Origin of the sequence: Tenacibaculum sp. MAR_2009_124 (assembly GCF_900105455.1) — a bacterium.
In the GTDB taxonomy this organism is placed as follows: domain Bacteria; phylum Bacteroidota; class Bacteroidia; order Flavobacteriales; family Flavobacteriaceae; genus Polaribacter.
Map to the genome: position 1 here is coordinate 1,574,669 of NZ_FNSF01000001.1, position 25,400 is coordinate 1,600,068.

The following is a 25,400-nucleotide window of genomic DNA, read 5'->3' on the forward strand; positions in this document are numbered from 1 at the left end:
TTTTTCTACTAAAACTTTATTATTGTATTACTTTTTTTAATGATTGCTCAATGTCTTCAATTAAATCCTTTGTTTCTTCTATTCCAACAGAAAAGCGAACCAAACCATCTTTAATCCCTTGTTCATCTCGTGCTTCAGGACCCAATAAAGCGTGCGATGTTTGCGAAGGACTTAACATAGTACTCTCAACACCAGCCAAACTCATAGATGGTTTTATTAAATTTAAATTTCTTTGAAAATCCATCGAATCAATATGTTCTTTTAACTCGAAAGATAACATTCCACCAAAGTATTTCATTTGCTTTTTTGCCAATTCATAATTATCATGTGACTTCAACCCTGGATAATATACTTTCTCGATCAAATTATGGTTCTCTAAATACTTTGCCATTTTCAAAGCATTCTTACTTTGCCTTTTCACGCGTAAATTCATCGTTTTTAAGCTCCTTTCTAACATCCAAACAGTAAAATCACTTAAACTACCTCCTAAGTTCTTTGCCAAACTCCAAATGCGTTGAACATGCTCTTCTGATGCCGCCACTACTCCTGCTAAAATATCAGAATGTCCTCCCATATACTTAGTTGCTGAATGTATGACCACCTGTATTCCAAAATCCACGGGAGTTTGGTTAATAGGAGAAGCAAATGTATTATCAATCATTGTAATGATATCATAATTCTTTGCTAAATCGGCTACAGCTTTCATATCCACAATTTTCATAAGTGGATTTGAAGGTGTTTCTATAAAAATCACTTTGGTATTATTCCTAATTTCAGAGTTAAAATCTTCTATGGCTAAGCTTTTTGTAAAGGTATATTCTATTCCAAATTTATCGAATTCTTCAACTACAAAATTATACGTTCCTCCATACAATGTTTCTTGCAGAATTACATGGTCTCCCTTCTTTAAAAAAGCAAGTAACGTAGTACTTATTGCCGCCATTCCTGAACCAAAAATCAAACCAGCTTCCATTTTTTCTAAAGCTGCTATTTTCTTACAAAGGGCTTCTTGGTTAGGCGTATTAAAATAGCGAGGGTATCGTTTTACATCAACATTATCAAAATTATAGGATGTAGACATGTATAATGGTGAAATTGCTCCTTTAAATTGCTCATCTTTTATTTCTCCAACATGAGTGCATATGGTATTAATTCCGTATTTGTTTGAGGTTCCCATTGATTCTTAAAAGTTTATGATTATAAAGAAATAGTTACGCCTAAATTACGAAAATCTAGATTATACTTTTACTGATTTCCATTTCCCTTTTCTAAATAACCAAATTCCTAAAATTGCAATTAAAACTTCGGCTATAGTAATTGACCAGAACACTCCTTGGGGTCCATAATTTAAATGAATCGCCATGATATAGGCAAATGGTAATTGAAATAACCAAAAGCATATGAAATTAATTAAAGTAGGAGTAAATGTGTCACCAGAACCATTGAAAGATTGAATCACAACCATTCCATAAGCATAGGCGATATAACCAGCAGACATTACTCGTAAACATAAAGATCCATTGGAAATAACATTTGGATTATCGGAAAACCAACTTAAAAATGTTGTTGCAAAAAGTAGGTAAACAATAGAGACTATTCCCATAAATAATGCACAATATTTCCCCGTAATCCATACGGACTTTTCAGCTCTATCAGGTTGTTGAGCTCCTAAATTTTGCCCTACCAAGGTAGCTGCTGCATTACTCATTCCCCAAGCGGGCATTAAAGTGAATAACATAATTCGTATAGCAATAGTATACCCTGCCAACACTTCACTTCCGAACTCAGATATAATTCTCATCAGAAACACCCAGCTTGACGTGCCGATAATAAATTGCCCGATGCCACCCAATGATACCTTAATGATATCTAACAGTAATTGTATTTTGAAAATTAAATATTTGATACCTAATTGTATTTTTCCTTTACCCTTGAATAGTATTATTAATTGAACCAATACCGCTACACCTCTTCCAGTGGTAGTTGCAATTGCCGCTCCTTCCACTCCAAGTGCAGGAATAGGTCCTAATCCGAATATAAATAGAGGATCTAAGATTAAATTTAATCCATTAGATAAAATTAACGTCCACATAGCTATTGATGCGTTCCCCGCACCTCTAAAAACAGCATTTATAAGAAATAAAAGCATTACAGTTATATTTCCTCCAAGCATAATTTGAGTGTATCTATAACCTTCTTCTATTAAATCGGGCTTACCTCCCATTAATTCTAAGATTTCTTTGGGAAACAAAATGCCTATAACACTAATTATAATTGAAATAAGTATTCCTAAATAAACAACTTGTACAGCTGTTTCATTCGCTTTTTTAATATCCTTTTCTCCTACTCTTCGGGCAATCATTGCTGTAGCAGCCATACTTAATCCTATGGCTACAGCATAGACTAAAGTTAAAACGGACTCTGTTAAACCAACAGTAGCAACTGCATTTACACTTACTCTCGATACATAAATAATATCGACTAAGGCAAAGATTGATTCCATAAGCATTTCCAATATCATTGGAATAGAAAGCATGAAAACTGCCTTCCTTAGGCTTCCAGATGTAAAATCTTGTTGTTTGCCTAATATTGCGTCTTTAAAAAGTAAAAATATAGTAGTATAAGTTGGGGATTGATTGTTTTTTGCCATTATATATTGTTTATAGTAGATAATCCCTGAAATGAAGCCTCAAGGTTTTGTATATCAATTTTATATGTCCGTAGATGGGTTTAAACAATCATAATGTAGCAAATATGCAAAAAATAAGCGAATCTCTTTGAATAAAAATCAATAAATTCGCCAGTATGATTAGAATTGTTATTATTGGAGGTGGAAAGGTTGCTAATCACCTTATAAAAGCTTTTTTGAATACTTCAGATGTTCAATTGATTCAAATTTATGCTCGAAATATTGAGCAAGTAAAACAATACGAAGATCAGACTGACCTTACAGATAATCTTCAAAAATTAAAAAAAGCAGATGTATACATAATTTCAGTCTCTGATGATGCTATTGAAGAAGTTTCTTCCAATGTTACTGAAAAAGGCTTAGTAGTTCATACCTCTGGAACAGTTTCTATGAATTCTTTAAAAAACGCAGGTAAAAAAGGAATTTTTTACTTACTACAAAGTTTTTCGAAAGACAAGGAAGTGAACTTTGATGAAATCCCTTTTTGCTTAGAAGCTGAAAACGATGAAGACCTTGAACTTTTAGAACAATTAGCACTAACTATAGGTAAAAAAGTATATCATATTACTTCCGAACAACGAAGTTACCTTCACGTTGCAGCTGTGTTTGTTAATAATTTTACAAATCATTTATATTCAATTGGTAATGATCTTTGCGATAAATACAATGTTCCTTTTGATGTTCTTTACCCATTAATTAAAGAAACGGCTTTAAAAATTGAAACATTATCACCCAAAGAGGCACAAACGGGACCAGCTATTAGAAACGATAATACCACTATAAAAAAACATTTAGATGTTCTGAATAAACATCAACAAGAACTATATAAAACACTAACAGATTCAATTATAAATGGAAAAAAGTTATAAAGAAGTACTTCCTCAAATCGATACGTTAATATTTGACGTAGACGGAGTTTTAACAAATGGTATGATTACTATTATGCCAGATGGTCAATTAATAAGAAATATGAATATTAAAGATGGTTTCGCCTTAAAAGCCGCAGTAAATTCAGGATATAGAGTATGTATTATTTCTGGTGGAACGAATGAAGGTGTTAGAACTAGATTAGCTAATTTAGGTATAAAAGATATTTATTTAGGTGCTCACAATAAAACAGATCAATATCATGAATTAGTTGAAAAATACAATTTAAATCATGAAAATGTGTTATATATGGGAGATGATTTACCCGACTACCCTGTAATGAAATTAGTAGGAATGCCTTGCAGTCCGAACGATGGTGCACGAGAAATAAAAAGTGTATCAAAATATATTTCAGATAAAAAAGGTGGAGAAGGTTGTGTAAGAGATGTGATTGAGCAAGTAATGAGAGTTCAAAAGAAATGGGATGATAATTTTGATGCAAAATATGACTAAATCCACTAAATAATTACTTATTTTTAAGATTCTATGAGTCGGCTTAAACAGTACATAAGTAATATTAGTGAGCTAAATGTAGAAACATTTAACAAACTAAATAAGTGCTTCTACCCTCTTGAATTAAAGAAAAAGGAATTCTTTGTTCGAGAAGGAGAATATGCTCGGCAAATCGGTTTTCTTGAAAGCGGTATTGTTCGGGCATATTTTCTTAATCAAGCAGGAAAAGAATATAATAAACAGTTTTTTGTAGGTCCTTCAATTATTGGAGCTTATACTTCATTACTAACCAAACAACCTAATAAAATAGCACAACAGGCGCTTACAGACTGCACTATATTGACAGCAGAGTATTCTGAAATAGAAAAATTATTTGAAAATTATCATGAGATAGAACGATTGGGTAGAAAAATTGCTGAACATTACTTCTTAGAAAAAGAACAAAAAGAAATTGAAATGGCTTTGCTTGATGCCGATAAAAGGTATTTAATAATGAAAGAACGCTTTCCAGGTTTAGAATCTATTATTCCACAATACTATATTGCATCCTACCTTGGCATTTCAAGAACTCAATTAAGTAGAATTAGAAAAAAACTTCTTCGGTCGTAATTCTGTTTACATATGTAATTGAAATACTCATAATAGTACTTCAAATTTGTAATCATCTTAAAACGGAAATTATGAATATTTTAATTACACTTTCTACTTGCTTTCTAGGATTCTTTTTAGGAACACAAATTACCGAAGCAGTACTCATGGTTCCTTACTGGAAAAGTTTAACTCCTGACGCCTTTTTTCTTCTTCATAAAACTTATGGCAAAAAAGTATATAGCTTTTTTGCTCCTATAACTATTATGGCTACAATATTTCCCTTAGTTACAGTAGCATTTATAATTCAATCTTCAAGTACTATTCAATTTACAGTTGCATGTATAGGATTATTTACTCTCGCCTTTTTCTCAACATATTTTTTGTATTTTAAAGGTGCTAATAAAAGTTTTACTGATAGAAGTATTAGTGATACTGAACTAGCTGATTCATTAAAAAAATGGGAGTATTGGCATTGGACTCGAATTGGTTTTGAAACAATAGCCTTTATATGTTCTTTATTATTGTTAATAAAGATTTAAATTTGAACTAAGATAATACTAGATTGGTACGAAATCTGTTAAATACTATATAAACAAAGAAATAATAAATATTATAGATTACATATGAAAAAAATAGTTTTTACTTTTTTAATAGCGCTATTTGCTATCAACATAAATGCGCAATCAATATTTGGTAAATGGGAAAACCGTGACGAAACTACGAATGAGGTAGATAGTGTTATTGAAGTGTATGAAAAAAATGGAAAAGCATATGCTAAAATCATTCATATAACTGATAAAAATAGACAGGATGCTATTTGTGATAAGTGCAGTGGTAAAAGAAAAAATGAACCCATATTAGGCATGAATATATTGTCAGGTCTAAAAAAAGATGGAAGTGAATGGAGTGGTGGGAAAATTCTTGATCCAAAAAACGGAAAAGAATACAAATGTTATATTAAATTGGAAAATAACGATAAACTCAAAATTAGAGGCTATGTCGGTTTTTCTTTACTTGGAAGAACTGCCTATTGGTACAGAAAGAATAGCTAAATTATACCAGTTATGATTTGAAATTACTGTTAAAGAAAAAGGATGTTTTGTTTTGGTAATATCAATTGGTAAATGGCATTAAGAGATAAATCAAAAAAAGCGATACTCTAAGGTATCGCTTTTCTATTTTAATGACTTCCCTTTAATAAATGAGGAAATTTTCTCTTAAACTTATTTAACCTCGGAATCGATACATTTCTAACATAAGGATTGTTTGGGTTTAACCTTTCATAATCTTGATGATAATCTTCCGCTTTATAAAATTTTGTTAGTCTAGTTACTTCTGTAGCTATTTTACCTTTATATTTTTCTTTATTAAGTTTATTAATAGTATTTACAATAATATTCTTTTCTCCTTCATTCTGATAAAAAGCAATAGACCTGTATTGTGTTCCATAATCAGGATACTGGCCATTTACGGTTGTAGGATTATGTGATCCAAAGAAAACATCAACTAAAGTTTGAAAACTTACCTTCTCCGGATTATAATATACAGCAACAGTTTCTGCATGTCCCGTTCTACCTGTTCCTATTTTTTTATAGGTTGGATTCTTCGTTTTTCCACCAGAATACCCCGAAACGGCTTCCTCTACTCCTTTAACACTCTCAAAGATTGCTTCAACACACCAAAAACATCCGCTAGCAAAATATGCTACTTCTTGTTTTTCTACCCTCTTTTTATCAAATCTATTATTTTCTATTTTTGTAAAACTTAGTAATCCTATAATTACTAAAGACTTTGCTACTAGAAGTTTAATGTTATCCATAAATTATTAATTATTCTAATAATTTAGCGATTCCAGTTTTAATGATTTCAATATTTTTTAATTTATTGTCCGTTGATGCCGTTTTTTGACGCTGCACCATTTGACGTAATAAATTGATTCCTACTTTATCAAAATTGTATTGTTTATATTGAATTCCTTTTGCTACTATATCATCTACTAAATTACTTATTACTTTTGAGTTATTACTTTTGGCTATTTTATCATAAGCCTTCTTATACAATGATTGTATCTTTTTATTTTGACTCAAAAACATGCCAGACATTACATTACTAGCAATAAAATTTAATTCATCATCATCATTTTCTTCTAAATAAATTCTTGTTAACGGTGTAGCAATAATATTTTTAACCTCTAACGGTAGGGTCTTAGATTTTTGAATAGCTAGGTTTTTATCTACATAATACATTCCAACTAACGACTTCCCAAGTACAGCATAAGACTTACTTTTCAACCCTTTTTCAAATACTGGTTTAAGTTCTGGGTCCGTCAATTTCCCCAAAGTTTCAATAGCAGCCGCTTGCACTAATGTTTTTTTATCATTCATTGCTAAAGATTTAATTTTAGTAATTACATTTTTCTTAGCATATTTATTAATCAAATTAATGTTTTCTAAAGCAAGAACTCTGATTTTGTAGAAATCATCATTTAATGCCCCTGCAATTGCCTCAAAAGCACTTCGATCATCTTGTTTTTTTGCAACTTCTATTAGAGCTTCTCTTTTGTGAATATAATTTTCCGCATGTTTTAATTGAAAAATGTAATCACTCAATATTTTATTTTCATTAATATCACATAAAACAACTCCATCGGCATTAACAACAATTAGCTTTGGCTGTTTTACATAAGGTAAGGTAAACGATGCATCTTTTCCATCAACAAATACTTCATGCCTAGTCCTTTTACCCGCTTCGAAAATATCTATTGCTAAAGGAAAATTAAACTCATTAGCCTGCGATTGGACTACGTTAACGGTTACTGTTTTTCTTAATTTATTGTAGTCATAAGAAACATCTAATTTAGGATGTCCACTATTAAAATACCACTGATTAAAAAACCAGTTTAAATCTTTTCCTGATACTTTTTCAAAAGCCAAACGCAATTGATGTGCCTCACCAGTTCCATATTTATTATCCGTTAAATAAGTATTCATTCCTTGATTGAATGCCTCATCTCCAAGATAATTACGGAGCATATGTAAAATCGAACCACCTTTGTTATAACTTACCGCATCGAACATATCTTCTTTATCGTGATAACGAAAACGCACTAAGTGCTTATCAAAATTTTGTCCACTTTTATAAGCTTCTTGATCTTCAAATAAATGTGCATTCGCCTCATCCTTTCCATATTTATGCTCCAACCATAAATATTCACTATAATTAGCAAAACTTTCATTAACTGTTAAATTACTCCAGCTTTCCGCCGTTACTAAGTCTCCAAACCAATGATGAAAAGCTTCATGTGCGATTGTATTTTCATGGGTATTTTCATCAATTAATTGTCCAGGCATTTGATAAGCGTGTTCTCCATGAATTACAGCAGTTGTATTCTCCATAGCACCACTCACATAATCTCTACCTACTATTTGAGCATATTTATTCCAAGGATATTCAATTCCGGTTATTTTTGAGAAAAAAGCTAGCATTTCAGGAGTGTTTCCAAAAATATCTTTCGCGACGGGAGCGTACTTTTTCTCAACATAGTAATCTACCGGAATATCTTTATATTTATCCGTTATAATTTCATACTCTCCTACGCCCATAAAGAATAAATATGGCGCATGTTTTTGAGTGAAGTTCCAATAATCAGTTCTTGTACCGTTCGTGTTATTTGTTTGATTTTCTAATTTTCCATTTGACAACGTAACATATTTACTAGGAACTGTGATGTAAATTTCTTGAGACGTTTTTTGATTTGGACTATCGATTGTTGGAAACCAGCAACTACTTGCTTCAGTTTCACCTTGTGTCCAAATTTGAGTCGGCTTGTCTTTATCCAAACGATTGGGATTTATAAAATATAAGCCTTTCGCTGAAGTTATAGCTGCACTACCTTTTTGTTTAACTTTTTCAGGTCGTGCCGTATATTTTAAATACAACGTAAATTTTTCATTTTTTGAATAAACTTTAGGTAAATCAATGATCAACTCGAAATCATCATAATTAAAATCAAGTGACTTTCCATCTAAAGAAACTTCATGAATCAACATGGCTTTAGCATCTAAAACCACTTTATCAGTAGCATAAAAATAAGGTTTCATGGTTACCCACTCTTCTCCGTTTAATTCTTTCTCTTTAAAATTAAAATCAACCTTTAGTTTGGTATGTAGTAACTCAAGTTTTTTCTCCTTCTCACCTCTATAAGTTTGTTGAGCTTGAATGAAGGTACTACTGATAATCAATAAAATAAATACGGTAATTGTTTTTTGAAACTTCATAAATCTATTCGTAACTAATTTAAGTCTTTAGTTTATAATCAATTGTAGAAACCAAAAATAAGAAATTCTATAGCCGCTATTGTTAATGTGCAGTTAAAAAACAACAACCAGTTAAAAGTCAGTATTTTATTTCTTTTTGGAACGAATAAAAACTAAAGCTATAATTTTAGCGTATTTACAAGCTTATTTGTTCTACTAATTCCAACCTTTTCACAATACTATTTCTTTCCAAAATTGTTCCCGGAGACAAAACCCCATTTGCTCCTATTTTAGAATTATCACCGACCAAAGAACCAAATTTTTCCATTCCAGTATCAATTCGTTTATCATTATATTTTACAAAAATTCGTTTATTTGTTCTTTCATTATAATGATTAGCACATATAGAGCCTGCCTCAAAATTCACATCCATCCCTACAATACTATTTCCGATATAATTGAAATGAGCCACTGCGGAACGGTCAAAAATCATGGATTGCTTTATTTCAGAACCTGGTCCTATCGTTACCGAGTCACTTAAAAATATAGGGCCTCTTAAATAGGCATGAGCCCCAATGAAACAATTTTCAGATATTACAACAATTCCCTTAAACGTTACCCCTTTCTCAACAATAGCTGTTTTGTGAATGGCAACATTATCTTTAATTACATAATCCTCATCAAGGGTTCTAATATATTGTAATAGAATATTCTCCAAACCATTAATAATTCTCCATGGTTCTTCATTATTTATTTCTAAAGAGGTTAGTTTGGTACTATTTATAAACTTATTAATATCGATCATAATTCGTAAATTTCTATTGGTAAATTATCTGGATCAGGAAAAAATGTGAATTTTTTTCCTGTATATTCATCCACTCTTACTTTTTCAACTTTCACCCCTTTTGAATCCAAGTAATCTATTTCCTTTTCTATATTCCTTACGCCAAAGGCAATATGTCTCAATCCTGTTGATTCAGGTCTTGAAGGCCTTTTGGGAGGATCAATAAAGGAAAACAGTTCTATCAGATATTCACCATTGCAAGAAAGATCCAGTTTATATGATTGCCTTTCTTTACGAAAAATTTCGTTTTCAATTTTAAATCCTAAAACATCGGTATAAAATTGTTTTGATTTCTTATAGTCAGAGCAAATTATAGCGATATGATGTAGTTTTTCTATTTGCATTTTATTAAAAAAAAGTGATGTAGTTATTTGGTCAAAAAAAATAATTACAAGAATAAAATAAAAGAGTATTTTTCTTCTAAAAAATAGTATTAAAACCATGTTAATTTGATTCTTCCTTTTTAAAACACTTATTAGACAACAGTTTATAATTTAAATTTGTCGTTTTTTAAACATAAAGTGTCGAAAAGTAACTAATCCATTTTAACGATTCACTATACCTTTGTATCAATAAGTTACAGCACAACATTATTTGTAATTAATTGTTTCCACTTTTAAGAGTAATCCGACCCTCACCAATGAATAGGTGAGGGTTAGTTTTTAACACCATTTCAGCCACAAAATCAAATAGTTATTTTTTTTAACTATTATTGTACAATCATTTCCCTTAAATAATATTATATGAAACTTATTACCACATTATTTATTTCGCTTTTTTTAATTACTCAAGTTCAAGCACAAGACAGTGCTGAGGTCATAATGAACAAAGCCATGCAAAAGGCTCAAAAAGAAAAAAAGAATATTCTTTTAAAATATGGAGCTTCATGGTGTACTTGGTGTAAAAAAATGGATCAAAAAATAAAAAGTACTACTTGTAAGTCTTTATTTGAAAAAAACTATGTCATAGTTAATCTTACCGTTTTTGAACCAAGTAGAAATAAACATTTAGAAAATTCTGGAGCTAGCGAATTGTTAGAAAAACAGAATGGAACCACAGCTGGCCTTCCTTTTTGGGTTATTCTTGATAACAAAGGGAAAGTTTTAGAAGATTGTTTTAATTCTTCAAATCAGAATCTAGGATGTCCTAAAGCTCCATCAGAAATTCAACAGTTTATTGATAAAATTAAAAGAACATCAAAACTATCTCAGAAAGAACTTGATATGATTACTGCTGAATTCAAAAGAAGACATTAGCTTCTTATTTTATTATTGATATCTCAATCTTAATAGTATTTTTGCGCTATGAAAATTATCAATAGTGTTCAAAATCCTTTAATTAAGAATATCTTGAAGCTTCAAGATAAATCTAGAGAGAGACGTAAGAAAGGATTATTTATTATAGAAGGGCAAAGGGAATTATCTTTAGCTCTTAAAGGCGGTTATACCATTGTAAATATTCTAATTGATCCTTCTGTTTTTTCTATAGAACAAATATCTGAATATAAAATTTCTGAGAAGGACATTATTGAAGTTTCAAAAGATGTTTATCAAAAAATAGCATATCGCGATTCTACAGAAGGTATTATGGCTATTGTTAAAACAATTAGTTTTGATCTCGATTCTGCTCAATTCGTTAATAAAAACCCATTAGTTCTGGTACTAGAAGGTATTGAGAAACCTGGGAATATTGGCGCTATGCTTAGAACTGCCGATGCCGCAAATTTAGATGCTGTTTTTATTGCTAATCCTAAAACGGATATGTTCAATCCTAACATTATTCGTTCAAGTGTGGGTTGCTTATTTACAAATCAAATTGTAGTAGGAAGTTCTGAGGAGATTTGTAGTTTTCTTCAAGAAAAGCATATACATATTTATAGCGCAACTCTTCAAAATTCCAACGAATATCACAAAAATGATTATACTTTACCTACAGCATTAGTTGTAGGAACAGAAGCTACAGGATTAACGGATATATGGAGAAGCAATGCCACTCAAAACATTAATATTCCTATGCAAGGAGAAATAGATTCTATGAATGTTTCCGTAGCAGCGGCTATATTAACCTTTGAAGCAAAAAGACAACGAGAATTCAAATAAAAATGCGTTTTTTTATACACTATTTTTTGCATTTCGCTGCGCCACTAATCATAGCCATATGTTTCTTCAAAGAAAAATGGAAAAAAGTGTATCTCATATTTTTAGCTACAATGCTTGTAGATCTGGATCATCTCTTAGCTGTACCAATTTTTCAATCAAATCGCTGTAGTGTTAATTTTCATCCACTCCATACCTATTACGCGATGGCTGTTTATTTTCTTCTTTTATTTTTTAAAAAACCGTATATTTATATAGGGATCGGACTTCTATTTCATATGCTTACAGATTATATTGACTGTTTATTAATGTAAATTATTTTTTCTTTTGCTTACATTTACTAAAATAGAACAATCAATCTTTTGAAAGAAGATTTAATACACATAACATTCAACAATCAACAAAATCCTAACTCTGGATTTGACATGATAAGAATTGAAGAGCTTTTTAAGAAAAAAGAGTTGCTAAACACTTTTGATCAAGCTCAGGTTTTAGATTTTTTTATGATTATTATTATTCAAGAGTCAGAAGGTTTGCATAGTATCGATTTCAAAAAATATTCCTACGAACCTGGGAGTATTCTAACGGTAAGAAAAAATCAAATACATAAATTTCACCTTAATAAAAATGTAAGAGGTGACTTACTTTTATTTACTGATGATTTTCTTGTCTCTTACTTGGAAAAGCTTGAAAATTTAAAAACAATTCAACTCTTTAATGAAATGTTTGGCAACCCTAAAGTTCAACTAAAACCACATAAACTATCTGAAATAAATGCAATAATTAGTAGAATTAATAAGGCACTGTCATAAAATAGCTAAACCCTTGTTTTTACGAGGGTTTTGTTGTATCTTATATTCATAATAAACCCCGAAAATCACCAAAAAAGGTAAAAAACGGGGTTTCCATTTGTGTAATTATGAAAATACGAAGAATTTCTGAAATGCAACACCGCATTTCAATTTTTTCCCCTCAGTGAGAATTATGATGCTCATTACACACGTTTTTTAGAGGGAGATTTGGGCAAAATCTATTCTGCTATTGATTGGGATGACTTGGTTACTACTTTAAATATTACTGAACAAAAAAAAGGGCGTAACTATCTTTTTAGCCCTAAAGGAAGACTTGGCTTGATGTTTTTAAAGCATTATGCCAATTGTTCGGATAGGAAAATGATTGAACAACTCAACTCAAATTTAGACTATCAATTTTTCTGCGATATAGAATTAGGTTTTGAACGTTTAACAAACTATAAAATAATAAGTCAAATACGTTGTGAATTAGCAGAGAAACTAGATATTAATTTAGTAGAAAAAGTTCTTTTTAATTCTTGGAAAAATCATATTGATAGTACCGACCAAATCGTAATGGATGCTACTTGTTACGAAAGTGAAGTTCGTTATCCTACCATCCAGAAATTACTTTGGGAATCTGTTCACTGGTTGTACAATCAATTACGTAAAACTTGCTCCATCTTAGGAACTAAGATGATCAGAAGTAGATATAACAAGTGGAAAAAACGTTACCAAGGATTTAGTAAAATGCGAAGAAAAACCAAGTCTAAACGTACTTCATTAACCCGAGCTTTACTGAAGCTATTAAGTAAGTTTATCGATTTTGAAAAGGAATTATCCAAGGCCTACAATATCGAGTTTAAGCCCTTGTATTATAAGCGAATCGACACAATCCAAAGAATTTACAAACAACAAAAAGATCATTTTGATACAGGAGAAAAAATCAAAGATAGAATTGTAAGTATTCATAAGGATTATATCCGTCCTATTGTTCGCGGAAAAGAAGTAAAGCCTGTTGAGTTTGGAGCAAAAGTTAACAAAGTTCAAATTGATGGAATTAGCTTTATAGAACATATTAATTTTAATGCGTTTCACGAAGGAAACCGTTTTATACAAACAGTTCAAAAAGCGCAAGGGTTAACTCGAAAAAAGGTAAAAGTAGCCGGTGGAGATAAAATTTATGCTACCAATAAAAACAGAACATATAGTAGCTCAAAAACCATACAGACAGACTTTATCCCCAAGGGTAGAAAACCTAAAAATCATAAAGAGAAAAAGCAACTTAGGGCTATCATTGCTAAAGAAAGAGCAACAAGATTAGAAGGCTCTTTTGGTAAGGATAAAGAACATTATCACCTACGGAAAATAAAAGCCAAAACAAAAAAGAATGAAATTCTATGGATATTCTTTGGTATACACACAGGAAATGCATTAGAAATTGGTCGAAGAAAAATAGCTCAAACAGACCAACAAATAGCCTAAAATAAAATCTTAGTATTTTTTTCATGGGAGAGCTACGTCTTGTAGGTACGTTTTTAGGAGATTCAATCAATAAAACCTCTTTTAAACAGAAATAGAGGATAGAATTTATATAATTTTATCCTCTATTTTCAATGTATTTTAAAAAATAGACTGTTTTCTGAAAGTGCCTAATAAAGAATACTTTGAGGTAAAAGATAGTTATTCATTAAGTATAATAAGAAGTGAACTTCATATATTAATTACTAAACTATTTCGTTTAAAATATAAAAACCATCATACTTTTTTCGATAGAAAATATTTGAATGATTTTATTGAGTTTCAAAAATTAGTGGAAACCAATGTAACTAAACTATCAAAAGTTATTGATTATGCTAATTTAATGAACGTTTCCACGAAAACACTCAATAATATTAGCCAAAGTGTTCTTAATGTATCCGCTAAAACTTTTATTGATGATGTTTATATCACTCAAATTAAACGTTTACTCTTAAACTCTAATGAAACAATAAAAGAGATAGCTTACTTATCGGGTTTTGAAGAAACTCCTAATTTTTATAAATACTTCAAACGTCATACAAACACAACACCTGAATTATTTCGAAGGCAAAATACATAGACATACAACTGTTCTTTTCAGTAGTGTTCTAAAAAAACACTTTCCCATTTTTATAGTCTTTTTAATTATTTATATAGCAAATAACTAATTAAAATACAGCAATTTCGTGTTAGTTTTTAAATACATATAAATAAGGGGACAAATGAAACAAATATCATTGTTACTATTAACGGTTACGACCTATTTAAGCGTTGGTTGTGATAGTTCAAAGAAAACAAATTCAATTACAAATACTAAAGAGAAAATGGAAATTAAAGATTTAAAAAGTGTAGCATCAGAAGCACAAGAGGCTTTTTTTACTACATATAATGCAGAAGAAGTAAAAAAACACTTTTCTAATAGTTACATTCAACACAATCCACATGTACCAACAGGTATTGAGCCAGTTTTAGGTTTTTTACCAATGTTAAAAAAAGCTGGTACTTCATACAAAACGCATAGGATTTTACAAGACGGCAACTTTATTGTAATGCACAATACCTACAGTAATGCAGAGGCCTTTGGCGCGAAAGACATTGTTACTTTCGATGTATATAGAATTGAGAATGACAAGATTGTGGAACATTGGGACGCTATTAACCCTATTATAACAGAAACCGTCAGTGGAAGGTCTCAATTTGATGGTCCAACAAAGATTGAAGATTTAGACAAAACCGAAAGTAATAAAGCCTTAGTTAAGCAATTTGTTGATGATGTTCTTTTTGCTAAAAGCCCTACCAAAATAACTGATTATGTAAGTACTGAAAAATATCACCAACATAATACAAATGTTGCTGATGGCCTCGAGGGACTTAATAATGCTATTGATTATTTAGTATCTCAAAATGATATGTTTGTTTATAAAAAACTTCATAAAGTTTTAGGGGAAGGAAACTTTGTTCTTACCATGAGTGAAGGTGAATGGCATAGTAAAGCTCATTCTTTTTATGATCTTTTTAGAATTGAAGATGGTAAAATTGTTGAACATTGGGATGTGATTCAAGAAATACCTGAAAAATTAGCTCATACCAACGGTATGTTCTAAAAAGTTAAAGCTTTACTCACTTAAAGGTTGCTGTTATTTTAAAATAAGAATAACGGCAGCCTATTTTTATTTTCATTTGTTACAAAAAATGAATCTCTAAATCTAAAGTCAATTTCTATTATTTACTCTTTTTTAATGTAAGTTTGCCATAACAAATACAACACGAGACATGACTACTTTATTAATTAATATTAAAGAATTAATTCAAGTAAGGAATTTAGAAGTAAAAAAAGTTTCTGGTAGCGATATGAAAAACTTACCTACTATCAAAAATGCTTATTTACTTATAGAGAATGATAGTATTATCGACTTTGGATCGATGGAAAATGCTCCCGAAATAGCCGACAGAAAATTAGACTGCACCGGCAAAATGATTTTACCTACATGGTGTGATTCTCATACTCATATTGTATATGCTGGTAATAGAGAACAAGAATTTGTAGATCGTATTAATGGGCTTACCTACGAAGAAATTGCCAACAATGGTGGTGGTATTTTAAACTCTGCGAAGAAACTGCAAAACACTTCAGAAGAAGATTTGTACAATCAATCTGCTAAGAGGCTAGAAGAAGTTATTGCTTTAGGAACTGGCGCTGTAGAAATTAAATCTGGATATGGTTTAACAGTCGATGCCGAAATTAAAATGCTCCGTGTAATAAAAAAGCTGAAGGAACATTATAATATTCCAATTAAAGCTACATTTTTAGGAGCTCATGCATTTCCTTCTGAATTTAAAAACAACAAAAAAGGATATATCGATTTAATCATTAACGAAATGCTTCCTAAGGTTGCTGAAGAAAACTTAGCAGAATTTGTTGATGCCTTTTGTGAAACTGGGTATTTTTCCGTTGAAGATACTGACAAAATATTATCAGCCGCTCAATCTTATGGCCTTATTCCAAAGGTACACGTAAATCAGTTTACAACCATTGGAGGTGTTCAGGTTAGTGTGAAACACAACGCCTTGTCAGTAGATCATTTGGAGGTTATGAATACTGATGACATCAATGCTCTAAAAGGTTCTGAGACAATGCCAGTAGCATTGCCTTCTTGTTCCTATTTTTTAAGTATTCCCTATACTCCCGCAAGAGAAATTATCGAAGCAGGGTTACCTTTAGCTTTAGCTACTGATTTTAATCCAGGATCTACGCCTTCTGGAAATATGAATTTCGTTGTAGCAACAGCCTGTATTAAAATGAAAATGACTCCTGAAGAGGCGATCAATGCAGCAACCATTAATGGTGCTTATGCCATGAATTTATCTGATGAAGTTGGTAGTATTACCAAAGGGAAAAAAGCCAACTTTATTGTTACAAAAGAAATTCCTTCTTATGGTTTTATTCCTTACAGTTTTGGGTCGAATTTAATCGATGAGGTTTATATAAATGGTAAAAAAATATAATTACTATGCTTACTTTATTCAATCAAAAACATATTGACGAATTTACCAACACTCGCAAAGGAGAAGTGAAATTAGGTGAATGTGTTTCTGTTCTAAATCCAAAAAAAACATTAAAAGAAGGTATACAAAATACTGACTCCACTTTTGTTATTTTTGGGGTTCCTGAAGATATCGGTGTAAAAATGAACGGTGGTAATGGAGGCGCACATACCAGCTTTATTCCTGCTATAAAAGCTTTTTTAAACACACAACAAAATCAGTTTATCAAAGGCGATAATATTCTAATTCTTGGATATTTAGATTTCTTCGATGATGTTATAGATTTTGATGCTTCTGACCATGAGAGAGGTGATTTACTTGTAAAAAGTATTGATAAAAAAGTTGCCAATCTTGTTAATTTAATTATTGAATCTGGTAAAATTCCAATTATTATTGGAGGTGGTCATAATAATGCATATGGAAACATTAAAGGTCTATCATCAGCGAAAAAATCGCCTATAAACGTGATTAACTTAGATGCTCATTCCGACTTACGACGCTTAGAAGAGCGTCATAGCGGTAATGGCTTTTCTTATGCATTAGAAGAAGGTTTTTTGGATAAATATTTTATGTTTGGATTACATGAAAGTTATACTCCTCAATACATTTTTGAAAAAATTCACAACAGCATAAATCTTGATTATAACACTTTTGAAGAACTGGAAGTATACCAAGTAACTAATTTTAAAAATGAACTTCAACGTGCTTCAAACTTTATTCAAGATAATTTCTATGGAATTGAAATAGATTTAGATTGTATTCAATATTTCCCTAGTAGCGCCATGACGCCTAGTGGTTTTACACCTCAGCAAACGCGTCAATTTGTATATAACTTTGCTAAAAATAATAAAGCTTCGTATATTCATATTTGCGAAGGTGCACCCGTTGTAAAAAATGAGCCAACAACGGCAGTTCAAGTGGGTAAGTTTATTAGTTATTTAATCTCTGATTTTATTAAAGCAAAAGAAGTTTAATTTACCTATATGTCGTTTTTTTACAATACTCATGAATTATCTCTATCTATTTTTGACATATGAAAAAAACACTTATTGCACAGATTCAGGTAAAAGCTAATGATATTGAAATATTTATAGAGCTAGCAAAACAAATGGTTAAAACGAGTAATAATGAAGAAGGATGTATCACTTATGAGTTATTTAATCATATAGATTCAAAGGATAAATTCCTTTTTTTTGAAGAATATTCTAATGAAGATGCTCTTAATTATCATAATACATCTGATCATTTTCATCAGTTCTTAAATGATATTACCCATAAGCTTGTTAAAGAGCCAATAATCACTAAGTATTAGTCGAATGGTAAAAACACATTACAAACCTTCAAAATATCTATCCTCTTATGTTGATAGATATTTTGTTTGTAAGCAAAACATTGGTCTGCCTTTAATACTTCCAGGAACTGGTTTAGAGTTGTTATTTCACCTAAATAAACCACTCTCCATTGATGGGGTATCTTTACCCAAAGCACACACTATATGTCCGAGAACTGCAATTCAATTCGATCATAACAATCATATAGAATATTTAGCAGTTCGTTTTAAAAGTGGAGCCTTTAGACATTTCACTTCCATTCCTTATTTTAATATTGTGAACCAATATTTAAGTGTTGAAGATATTTGGTCTATCGACGGTAAGCAACTTTCACAACAGTTAAACGACCTGACTCTTATAGAAGAAAAAATAAAATGTATAGAGATTTTTTTACTAAAGAAACTCTCGAAGTACAAATCAACCGAAAGTGTACATTGGAATGCTAGTTTACATCAACTCTACCGAGAGTTTAACTCTATAAGCTTTCTTGACCTTGCCTTAAAATGCAACATTAGTTATAGACAATATGAACGAAATTTTAAACAAAAATTTGGTATTACACCAAAAAAATTTCAAAGAATTACAAGACTACAAAAGACTGCAAAAGAAGTGTTATTAAACAAAACTGATTCCTATTTACATATTGCCTTGGATAACGGGTATTATGATCAGAGTCATTTTATAAAAGAGTTTAAAAACCTATCTGGTATAACTCCTTCCGAATACTTTATTAAAGATAATTTTAGCAATCATTTTTATTATAAGTCAATATAACTTTCTCGTATTTTTCTTCTTTATGAATAACAACTTTATTTACAAGAATATAGTACTTTAGTATTTTTAATTTTTAGCCTTAGTTATTTAAAACACTCCTAATCCTAAATGAAAAAACTATTACATATTGCTTCTCTCCTTTTTACCATTTGTTCTTACTCTCAAGAATCAGTGTTTTACTCAACTAATCAATTTGAAAATGGAACTTCCTCAAAATTTAATTTAGAAGTATACAACCTTAATTTTATTAAAAACAATGAGTATTTCAATTTTATTGCTGACGGATATACTCTTTTAGGGAGTCAGGTTTATCCACAAGTTCAATATAATAATTCAAAAAACACTCGCTTTAAAGCCGGTGTTTTTATCCAAAAGAATTTCGGAGAAAATAAAATTGAAAACATAGTTCCTACTTTTAGTTTTCAATACATAAATGGAAATCATGAATTTATCATAGGTAATTTTTTTGCTAGAAATAATCACGGAACTATTGAACCTATTTTAGCTAGTGAGAAAATTCTGAGGGATGACGTTATTGAGACAGGCCTACAATACAAATATAAATCTTCCAAACTCTCATTAAATACTTGGCTAAATTGGGAAAATTACATTCGCCCAGATGATGATTTTAAAGAAGTTTTCACATTTGGAATTTCAGCAAATATTAATGCTACCAAAAACTTAACTTTTCCTGTTCAATTTATAACAAGACATAAAGGAGGTCAAATCAATAAAAAGGTAAGAGATGAGTTAAACATTATTGATATTTACGATATTCATAACTTAGCTACAGGAGTAAAATACAACTTCAAATTGAATACGAATAATCAATTTATAGTTAGCTATTATTACCTTTTGCATACTACCAATGCCCCATTAGCTGAGCACCCATTTTCAAATGGAAATGCAAACTACTTTAAATTAAGATATTTACACCGAAACTTCAATTTCATGCTTTCTTACTTTAAAAGTAACAAATTTGTAACTGCCTTAGGTAATGATATGTTTAACTCTTACTCATTAAAGATCGATAATAACTATTGGAACGGAGAGTTAGATAATCGATATGAAAACCTTCAAGAACCCAATAGAGAATTAATATTTGCCAAAGCATTTTATGAAAACTCATTAGCTAAAAACATTAAAATTGGGGTTCAATTGGAAGGATTCTTCCAACTCAATGATTCTACTGAAACTTTAGTAACTCAAGAAAACAAAAAGAATAATTTCGATTACTCGTATGGTGTTTACGTAAGGTTTAATGATTTGTTTAAGCTTTAAATATTTATTATTCTATCCAATTTTTAAAATCTTTTACACGATCTCTACTAACTATAATTTCTGCTTCATCATAATTATGAAGTTTTAACTGTAGTCGTGAATTGGTATAAGATACAATATCTTTTATGGAATTGATATGAACAATATATGTTCGGTTAACTCTAAAAAATTGTTCTGGATTAAGTTGCTCATTCCAATGTTCTAATGAATTATCAATCAAGTAATTTCTATTACTACTTGTATGAATATACGTTGCCTTATTTTCTGAATAAAAACATTCTATTTCATCAGAGTGTATTATTTTAATATGCTGACCAACTTTAATAGTAAATCTCTTCTTATACTTTCTATCAATCGGGTTGATCAATAACTTTCTAATATCATCAATATTTACTTGTAAGCCCGTCTGCTTATTATCGTTTTGTTCTTTAAACTTATCAACGGCTATTTTTAATTCATCCTCGTCAATAGGTTTCAACAAATAGTCAATAGAATTTAATTTAAAAGCCTTTAAAGCGTACTCATCATAAGCCGTAGTAAAAATAATAGCTGACTTTACCTGTACTTCCTCAAATATTTCAAAAGATAGGCCATCAGAAAGTTGAATATCAAGAAAGATAAGATCTGGATGTGTGTTTTGCTGAAACCAGTTTATAGATTCTTCTACAGAATGTAACATCTTGGTCACTTCTAAATCTAATGCTGCCAACATTCGCTGAAGTCTTCTTGCTGCGGGCTTTTCATCTTCTATAACTATTATATTCATTGGTGAATTCTCTATTTTTAGTCTTTATTAATTAACTCTTTTATTTTTCTTTCTTCCCATTCCTTTCCCAAAAACTTACTCAATCCAAATACTCTAAATGCATCTATAATTAACACTACTCCCCATATTCCCCACAAAGTGTAATGTTCAAAACCATTTTCCGTAAATCTATTACTAATCTTGAGATCACCATAAATTTTAATAACAATATTAAAATAGTTGGACAAAAACATAAAAACTATATTAATAATTACATACATAAATGCTGATAGAACTCTTTCAGCTCTTTTACTCGTCTCTGAGCTTTAATTCTTATTTTATCTACTTCCATTACTTCTATTATTCATCCATATATTCCTTAATCTTCCTCTCTTCCCAGTTTTTTCCAAGTAAAAGGTTAAATCCAAACACTTTGAATGTATGAAAACCAATACCAATGCCCCAAAAAATCCATAATGAATAACTATCAAACTCTGTTAAGGCCTGTTCAAGTGACATTCCAAATTCCATATCCCTCAGTATTCTTCTTACTGAAATAAAAATGTTTACTAAAATATAGGCTGTTAAATGTATGTAGTACTTTTTTATTTCATCTACCCTATTTTTGGCTCTCAAATATTTTTCTTGCTGCTTTTTATTATCTATCTCCATAATACTCTATTTTTCATTCATAAATTCCTTTATTTTCTTTTCTTCCCATTTTTTATTAAAAACTACGTTAGATCCGAAAACGTTTACTCCATGAAAGAACAATCCTATTCCCCAAAACAACCAAGTTGAGTATACTCCAAAATTAGTTATAGCTTCCTTAAATGATCCTCCGTCCGAAGTAATTCCAATAATTATAACTGCTGAAATAAAAATATTCACCAAAATATAAGATACTGTATGCCAATAAAATCCTTTAATCTTTTCTACTCTCTTTTTAGCTAAGAGATATTTATGTTCTTTTGAATAGTCTTTATCCATGATTACTTATTTTTTTCCATGTATTCTTTAATCTTCTTTTCTTCCCATTCTTTACCTAAACCAATTACATTAGCTCCAAAAACTCCAAGCCAATGAAAGAAGGTAGCTAAAAAAATACCGACCGCAGCAAACCAAAACCAATGAAATTCGGGTGAAAATTTTAAGTTTATAAAAACGATTACTGCTAAGGATACAATGTTTACCGCAACATGTACATAAAATGCTTTTATTTGTTTAATTCTTTTTTTAGCATCTAAATACTTCTTTTCTTCAATGTATTTATTTTCCATGATGTGTTATTTTTCGTCTAAATATTCTTTAATTTTTCTTTCCTCCCAATCTCTTCCGAACCCTAGTTTTTCCGTTCCAAATACACCAAACCAATGAAAGAAAAGACCTAATAAGGTTCCTAACATAGGATACCAAAACCAATGAAATTCTGGAACAAACTTTAAATTAATAAAAGTTAAAACAGGAATTAATATTGCGGTTACTATTGCGTGAATGTAAAAGCCTTTTATTTTTTCAACTCTTTTTTTCGCCTTTAAATATTTAGATTCTTCTATATCCGTATATCTCATTATCACTTTATTTATTGCTTACGATTTTTTTCCTCATCCATCATTTCTTTAATTTTTCGTTCTTCCCAGTTTTTCCCTAAAAACAAACTATAATTATTAACTTCGAAATAATGAAACAATAAACCTATACCCCAGCCTAACATTGGAAACCAAAACCATTGAAATTGAGGAACAAACCTCATGTTTATAAAAATTAAAAACGGAATAACCAAGCAGTACGAAACCAAGTTCTGGTAAAACTCTTTTAATTTTTCAACTCTTTCAACTGCTTTGACATATTTACTACTTCCTAAATTTTCTGTACTTACTTTCATATTCTTTGTATCTGTTAACAGTGGTAAACTCACTGTAAATATTTTATTATTATTGCTTATTTTAACATTTTTATCAGTTATTAAACCATATCGATCTACAATATTTCTTAAACCAACCTTTGTACTTTTCCCTATAGCTTCTTTTGGATTTATATTATTACTTATTTGTAAAAAATCCTCTTCTTCATAAATTCTAACTTCTAATGGTCTATTTGATGAAACAACATTATGTTTTACAGCATTTTCCAATAACAACTGTAATGAAAGCGGTACTATTTTTAAATCCTGATTACTAACTTCTGTAGGTATTTCAAATTTCACTGCGTCTTCAAATCTCATTTGCAACAATTCCATATAAGTTTTCGCAAACTTTAATTCTTCTTGAATTGGTACCAATTCTTTACTTCGTTGTTCCAATACATATCTATACACTTTCGAAAGCTTTGTAGTGAACTTTTCAGCCTGATAAGGATTTTCTCCAATTAAGGATGTCAATACATTTAAACTATTGAATAAAAAATGAGGATCAATTTGATTCTTTAATGTTTCGAATTTTGCCGTTTCTGTTTTAGCTACAATTTGCTGTTGAGTAGTTTCTTTTGTAGCTTCTTTTTTCCACTCAATCATAAAGCCCCTAGCGTGCAAAAACATCGCAACTCCCAAAGAAACATTTATAGCAAATAAGTGAATCCAAACAAATTGCCCTTTGAAAAAGTTACTTACATCCTTCCCAAATATCAAAATATAGATAACATAATGAATAAAAAGAACCGCTACTATCGTATAGATTAAGGTAGTGATAATACCAGCTACTACTCGCTTATTTGTTTCAGTGGTCCAACTCCAACGAATAGACAAATAATCATTAATAATTCCATTCCCCATTCCTAAGATGAAAGAATACAACCCTGAGAATAAAAACGATTTTCCAATTCCTTTTAAAGTAAAACTCTGGTATATGAGAACAAAGACAACTGCAAATAATAATGTCATTTTTATGCAAACCCATAAATCGTTTTTTAAACGTTCTTTCCAAGTAGTATTCTTCACTTCCATATTATTGTATTAAAATCTAATTTTTAAAGATACATTTTTATCAGTCACATCAAACTTGGCATCATCATATCTCGGAGGTCCAAAATTCATTTTGTTATTTGTTGCCCCATAATCTTCTAATGGCATCCCGTTGGCTTCAAAATCCATCTTCTCATTACTATTTTTATCATGATAACAAATCACCGCATATTCCCCAGCAGCTACATTTTTAAAAACAACAGAACTCTTTCCTTTAGTTATTGTTGCTGTTTTACCTTGTATCGGTTGCTTCATATAATTTGCTTTATTGTATAAGGCAAAAATCACCATTCCTTTATCAGAAGTAGCATTTACCACAGTAATTTCAATTGATTGATTTTGAGCTGTTGCTACCTTAACGGCAAACATGGATAAAATCAGTGTTACATTTATTATAAATTTCATTTTTACAGTATTTAAGATTAATTACACGGCAAATATCAGCAGACAATTCGCCTTTCTAAACTAAATGATACCGAACTGTAACTTTTCAAAGCTGAATCGTAATCGTAATGAAAAAATGAAAAAAAAACACTGTAATAATGTAACGTTTTATATTTTTGAGCTACATATAAACATCAAAACATAACTGAACTGAGTGCAGAAGGAACTTGAAAATAAATTTTTAGCCGATTTTGAAAATAATCAAAATATTGTGCACAAAGTTTGTAGGATTTATACTATGAACTCCGATGCTCACAACGATTTGTTTCAGGAGATAACGATTCAGTTATGGAAAAATTACGAAAAATTCCGAGGAGAAGCCAAGTTTAGTACATGGATGTATAGAGTAGCTTTAAATACGGCTATTTCTTTATATCGAAAATCAACAAGAACTATAAAGACTCAAGACATCAGTGAAGTTGCTTTTAAAATACAATCTCACGATTATGATGATACCGAGGAAAAGCAATTAAAGGAACTTTATAAAGCTATTCGTAAGTTAAATGATATTGATAAAGCTCTTATTTTTTTGTATTTGGAAGACAAACCCTACAAGGAAATTTCAAGTACCCTGGGAATTAGCGAAGTAAATGCCAGAGTAAAAATGAATAGAGCTAAAGATAAATTAAAAAAAATATTGACCCCGTAAGAAT

At 30.4% G+C, this 25,400-nt stretch carries 32 protein-coding genes; 18 read left to right on the forward strand and 14 right to left on the reverse strand.

The window, feature by feature from the left end; genetic code table 11:
• Window positions 1–19 precede the first annotated feature (19 nt).
• Complete coding sequence (locus BLW23_RS05920) at window positions 20–1,177, reverse strand: trans-sulfuration enzyme family protein (RefSeq protein ID WP_093668283.1); 1,158 nt, start codon at window positions 1,175–1,177, stop codon at window positions 20–22.
• 60 nt (window positions 1,178–1,237) lie between these two features.
• Window positions 1,238–2,650: an MATE family efflux transporter gene (locus BLW23_RS05925; RefSeq protein ID WP_093668284.1), complete on the reverse strand. Its 1,413-nt coding sequence runs from the start codon at window positions 2,648–2,650 to the stop codon at window positions 1,238–1,240.
• A 155-nt stretch (window positions 2,651–2,805) separates the two neighbouring features.
• Here BLW23_RS05925 and BLW23_RS05930 point away from each other — a divergent pair, with 155 nt between their 5' ends.
• From BLW23_RS05930 to BLW23_RS05950, 5 genes are all read left to right on the forward strand, one after another.
• The gene (locus BLW23_RS05930) at window positions 2,806–3,558 is read left to right on the forward strand and encodes a Rossmann-like and DUF2520 domain-containing protein (RefSeq protein WP_093668285.1); all 753 of its coding nucleotides are present in this window, start codon (window positions 2,806–2,808) and stop codon (window positions 3,556–3,558) included.
• Window positions 3,542–4,069 (forward strand): KdsC family phosphatase, encoded by a 528-nt coding sequence (locus BLW23_RS05935; RefSeq protein ID WP_093668286.1) that lies wholly within the window; start codon window positions 3,542–3,544, stop codon window positions 4,067–4,069. The genes BLW23_RS05930 and BLW23_RS05935 overlap by 17 nt, the downstream gene beginning before the upstream one ends.
• 33 nt (window positions 4,070–4,102) lie before the next feature.
• On the forward strand, window positions 4,103–4,678 hold the full coding sequence (locus BLW23_RS05940) for a Crp/Fnr family transcriptional regulator (RefSeq protein ID WP_093668287.1): 576 nt from the start codon (window positions 4,103–4,105) through the stop codon (window positions 4,676–4,678).
• A gap of 71 nt (window positions 4,679–4,749) precedes the next feature.
• On the forward strand, window positions 4,750–5,199 hold the full coding sequence (locus BLW23_RS05945) for a DUF1772 domain-containing protein (protein WP_093668288.1): 450 nt from the start codon (window positions 4,750–4,752) through the stop codon (window positions 5,197–5,199).
• An 84-nt stretch (window positions 5,200–5,283) separates the two neighbouring features.
• The gene (locus BLW23_RS05950) at window positions 5,284–5,712 is read left to right on the forward strand and encodes a DUF2147 domain-containing protein (protein ID WP_093668289.1); all 429 of its coding nucleotides are present in this window, start codon (window positions 5,284–5,286) and stop codon (window positions 5,710–5,712) included.
• A 128-nt stretch (window positions 5,713–5,840) separates the two neighbouring features.
• On the opposite strand, the gene msrA is transcribed toward BLW23_RS05950, so the two are convergent.
• From msrA to BLW23_RS05970, 4 genes are all read right to left on the reverse strand, one after another.
• On the reverse strand, window positions 5,841–6,479 hold the full coding sequence (msrA, locus tag BLW23_RS05955; RefSeq protein ID WP_093668290.1) for a peptide-methionine (S)-S-oxide reductase MsrA: 639 nt from the start codon (window positions 6,477–6,479) through the stop codon (window positions 5,841–5,843).
• Window positions 6,480–6,489: 10 nt separating this feature from the next.
• Entirely contained in the window at window positions 6,490–8,937 is a 2,448-nt protein-coding gene (locus BLW23_RS05960; RefSeq protein ID WP_093668291.1) for a M1 family metallopeptidase, read from the reverse strand.
• Between the two features lie 175 nt (window positions 8,938–9,112).
• Window positions 9,113–9,721, reverse strand: a complete 609-nt coding sequence (locus BLW23_RS05965; protein ID WP_093668292.1) for a DapH/DapD/GlmU-related protein — start codon at window positions 9,719–9,721, stop codon at window positions 9,113–9,115.
• A complete protein-coding gene (locus BLW23_RS05970; protein ID WP_093668293.1) occupies window positions 9,718–10,104 on the reverse strand; it encodes an SMU1112c/YaeR family gloxylase I-like metalloprotein in 387 nt (128 codons plus the stop codon). Before BLW23_RS05970 ends, BLW23_RS05965 begins: the two co-directional genes overlap by 4 nt.
• 399 nt (window positions 10,105–10,503) lie before the next feature.
• Here BLW23_RS05970 and BLW23_RS05975 point away from each other — a divergent pair, with 399 nt between their 5' ends.
• The 12 genes from BLW23_RS05975 (at window position 10,504) to BLW23_RS06030 (ending at window position 20,599) form a co-directional block, all read left to right on the forward strand.
• A complete protein-coding gene (locus BLW23_RS05975) occupies window positions 10,504–11,016 on the forward strand; it encodes a thioredoxin family protein (RefSeq protein ID WP_093668294.1) in 513 nt (170 codons plus the stop codon).
• A gap of 48 nt (window positions 11,017–11,064) precedes the next feature.
• On the forward strand, window positions 11,065–11,859 hold the full coding sequence (locus BLW23_RS05980; protein ID WP_093668295.1) for a TrmH family RNA methyltransferase: 795 nt from the start codon (window positions 11,065–11,067) through the stop codon (window positions 11,857–11,859).
• A 2-nt stretch (window positions 11,860–11,861) separates the two neighbouring features.
• Window positions 11,862–12,170 carry a DUF6122 family protein gene (locus BLW23_RS23630; protein WP_093668296.1) on the forward strand — a complete coding sequence of 103 codons (309 nt, stop codon included), beginning with the start codon at window positions 11,862–11,864 and terminating at the stop codon, window positions 12,168–12,170.
• Window positions 12,171–12,218: 48 nt separating this feature from the next.
• On the forward strand, window positions 12,219–12,668 hold the full coding sequence (locus BLW23_RS05990) for an AraC family ligand binding domain-containing protein (RefSeq protein WP_093668297.1): 450 nt from the start codon (window positions 12,219–12,221) through the stop codon (window positions 12,666–12,668).
• 207 nt (window positions 12,669–12,875) lie between these two features.
• The gene (locus BLW23_RS05995) at window positions 12,876–14,132 is read left to right on the forward strand and encodes a transposase (RefSeq protein WP_093668298.1); all 1,257 of its coding nucleotides are present in this window, start codon (window positions 12,876–12,878) and stop codon (window positions 14,130–14,132) included.
• Window positions 14,133–14,295: 163 nt separating this feature from the next.
• On the forward strand, window positions 14,296–14,748 hold the full coding sequence (locus BLW23_RS06000) for a helix-turn-helix domain-containing protein (protein ID WP_093668299.1): 453 nt from the start codon (window positions 14,296–14,298) through the stop codon (window positions 14,746–14,748).
• 142 nt (window positions 14,749–14,890) lie between these two features.
• The gene (locus tag BLW23_RS06005; protein WP_143032120.1) at window positions 14,891–15,772 is read left to right on the forward strand and encodes a nuclear transport factor 2 family protein; all 882 of its coding nucleotides are present in this window, start codon (window positions 14,891–14,893) and stop codon (window positions 15,770–15,772) included.
• Between the two features lie 169 nt (window positions 15,773–15,941).
• Window positions 15,942–17,174 carry an imidazolonepropionase gene (gene hutI, locus BLW23_RS06010; protein ID WP_093668300.1) on the forward strand — a complete coding sequence of 411 codons (1,233 nt, stop codon included), beginning with the start codon at window positions 15,942–15,944 and terminating at the stop codon, window positions 17,172–17,174.
• A 5-nt stretch (window positions 17,175–17,179) separates the two neighbouring features.
• On the forward strand, window positions 17,180–18,187 hold the full coding sequence (locus tag BLW23_RS06015; RefSeq protein WP_093668301.1) for a formimidoylglutamase: 1,008 nt from the start codon (window positions 17,180–17,182) through the stop codon (window positions 18,185–18,187).
• 59 nt (window positions 18,188–18,246) lie between these two features.
• Complete coding sequence (locus BLW23_RS06020) at window positions 18,247–18,525, forward strand: putative quinol monooxygenase (protein ID WP_093668302.1); 279 nt, start codon at window positions 18,247–18,249, stop codon at window positions 18,523–18,525.
• Window positions 18,526–18,529: 4 nt separating this feature from the next.
• Window positions 18,530–19,318, forward strand: a complete 789-nt coding sequence (locus tag BLW23_RS06025) for a helix-turn-helix domain-containing protein (RefSeq protein WP_093668303.1) — start codon at window positions 18,530–18,532, stop codon at window positions 19,316–19,318.
• Window positions 19,319–19,426: 108 nt separating this feature from the next.
• Window positions 19,427–20,599: a hypothetical protein gene (locus tag BLW23_RS06030; protein WP_093668304.1), complete on the forward strand. Its 1,173-nt coding sequence runs from the start codon at window positions 19,427–19,429 to the stop codon at window positions 20,597–20,599.
• A gap of 7 nt (window positions 20,600–20,606) precedes the next feature.
• On the opposite strand, the gene BLW23_RS06035 is transcribed toward BLW23_RS06030, so the two are convergent.
• From BLW23_RS06035 to BLW23_RS06070, 8 genes are all read right to left on the reverse strand, one after another.
• Entirely contained in the window at window positions 20,607–21,365 is a 759-nt protein-coding gene (locus BLW23_RS06035; RefSeq protein ID WP_093668305.1) for a LytR/AlgR family response regulator transcription factor, read from the reverse strand.
• A 17-nt stretch (window positions 21,366–21,382) separates the two neighbouring features.
• Complete coding sequence (locus tag BLW23_RS06040) at window positions 21,383–21,625, reverse strand: 2TM domain-containing protein (protein WP_093668306.1); 243 nt, start codon at window positions 21,623–21,625, stop codon at window positions 21,383–21,385.
• 79 nt (window positions 21,626–21,704) lie between these two features.
• Window positions 21,705–22,016, reverse strand: coding sequence for a 2TM domain-containing protein (locus BLW23_RS06045; RefSeq protein WP_093668307.1), 312 nt, complete (start codon window positions 22,014–22,016; stop codon window positions 21,705–21,707).
• 6 nt (window positions 22,017–22,022) lie between these two features.
• A complete protein-coding gene (locus BLW23_RS06050; protein ID WP_093668308.1) occupies window positions 22,023–22,334 on the reverse strand; it encodes a 2TM domain-containing protein in 312 nt (103 codons plus the stop codon).
• Window positions 22,335–22,336: 2 nt separating this feature from the next.
• Window positions 22,337–22,624, reverse strand: a complete 288-nt coding sequence (locus BLW23_RS06055) for a 2TM domain-containing protein (protein WP_093668309.1) — start codon at window positions 22,622–22,624, stop codon at window positions 22,337–22,339.
• Between the two features lie 6 nt (window positions 22,625–22,630).
• Complete coding sequence (locus BLW23_RS06060) at window positions 22,631–22,915, reverse strand: 2TM domain-containing protein (protein ID WP_093668310.1); 285 nt, start codon at window positions 22,913–22,915, stop codon at window positions 22,631–22,633.
• An 11-nt stretch (window positions 22,916–22,926) separates the two neighbouring features.
• Window positions 22,927–24,285, reverse strand: coding sequence for a 2TM domain-containing protein (locus BLW23_RS06065; RefSeq protein ID WP_093668311.1), 1,359 nt, complete (start codon window positions 24,283–24,285; stop codon window positions 22,927–22,929).
• 9 nt (window positions 24,286–24,294) lie between these two features.
• Window positions 24,295–24,708, reverse strand: a complete 414-nt coding sequence (locus tag BLW23_RS06070; protein ID WP_093668312.1) for a DUF2141 domain-containing protein — start codon at window positions 24,706–24,708, stop codon at window positions 24,295–24,297.
• Between the two features lie 193 nt (window positions 24,709–24,901).
• Here BLW23_RS06070 and BLW23_RS06075 point away from each other — a divergent pair, with 193 nt between their 5' ends.
• Entirely contained in the window at window positions 24,902–25,396 is a 495-nt protein-coding gene (locus tag BLW23_RS06075) for an RNA polymerase sigma factor (RefSeq protein ID WP_093668313.1), read from the forward strand.
• The last annotated feature ends 4 nt before the right edge of the window (window positions 25,397–25,400 follow it).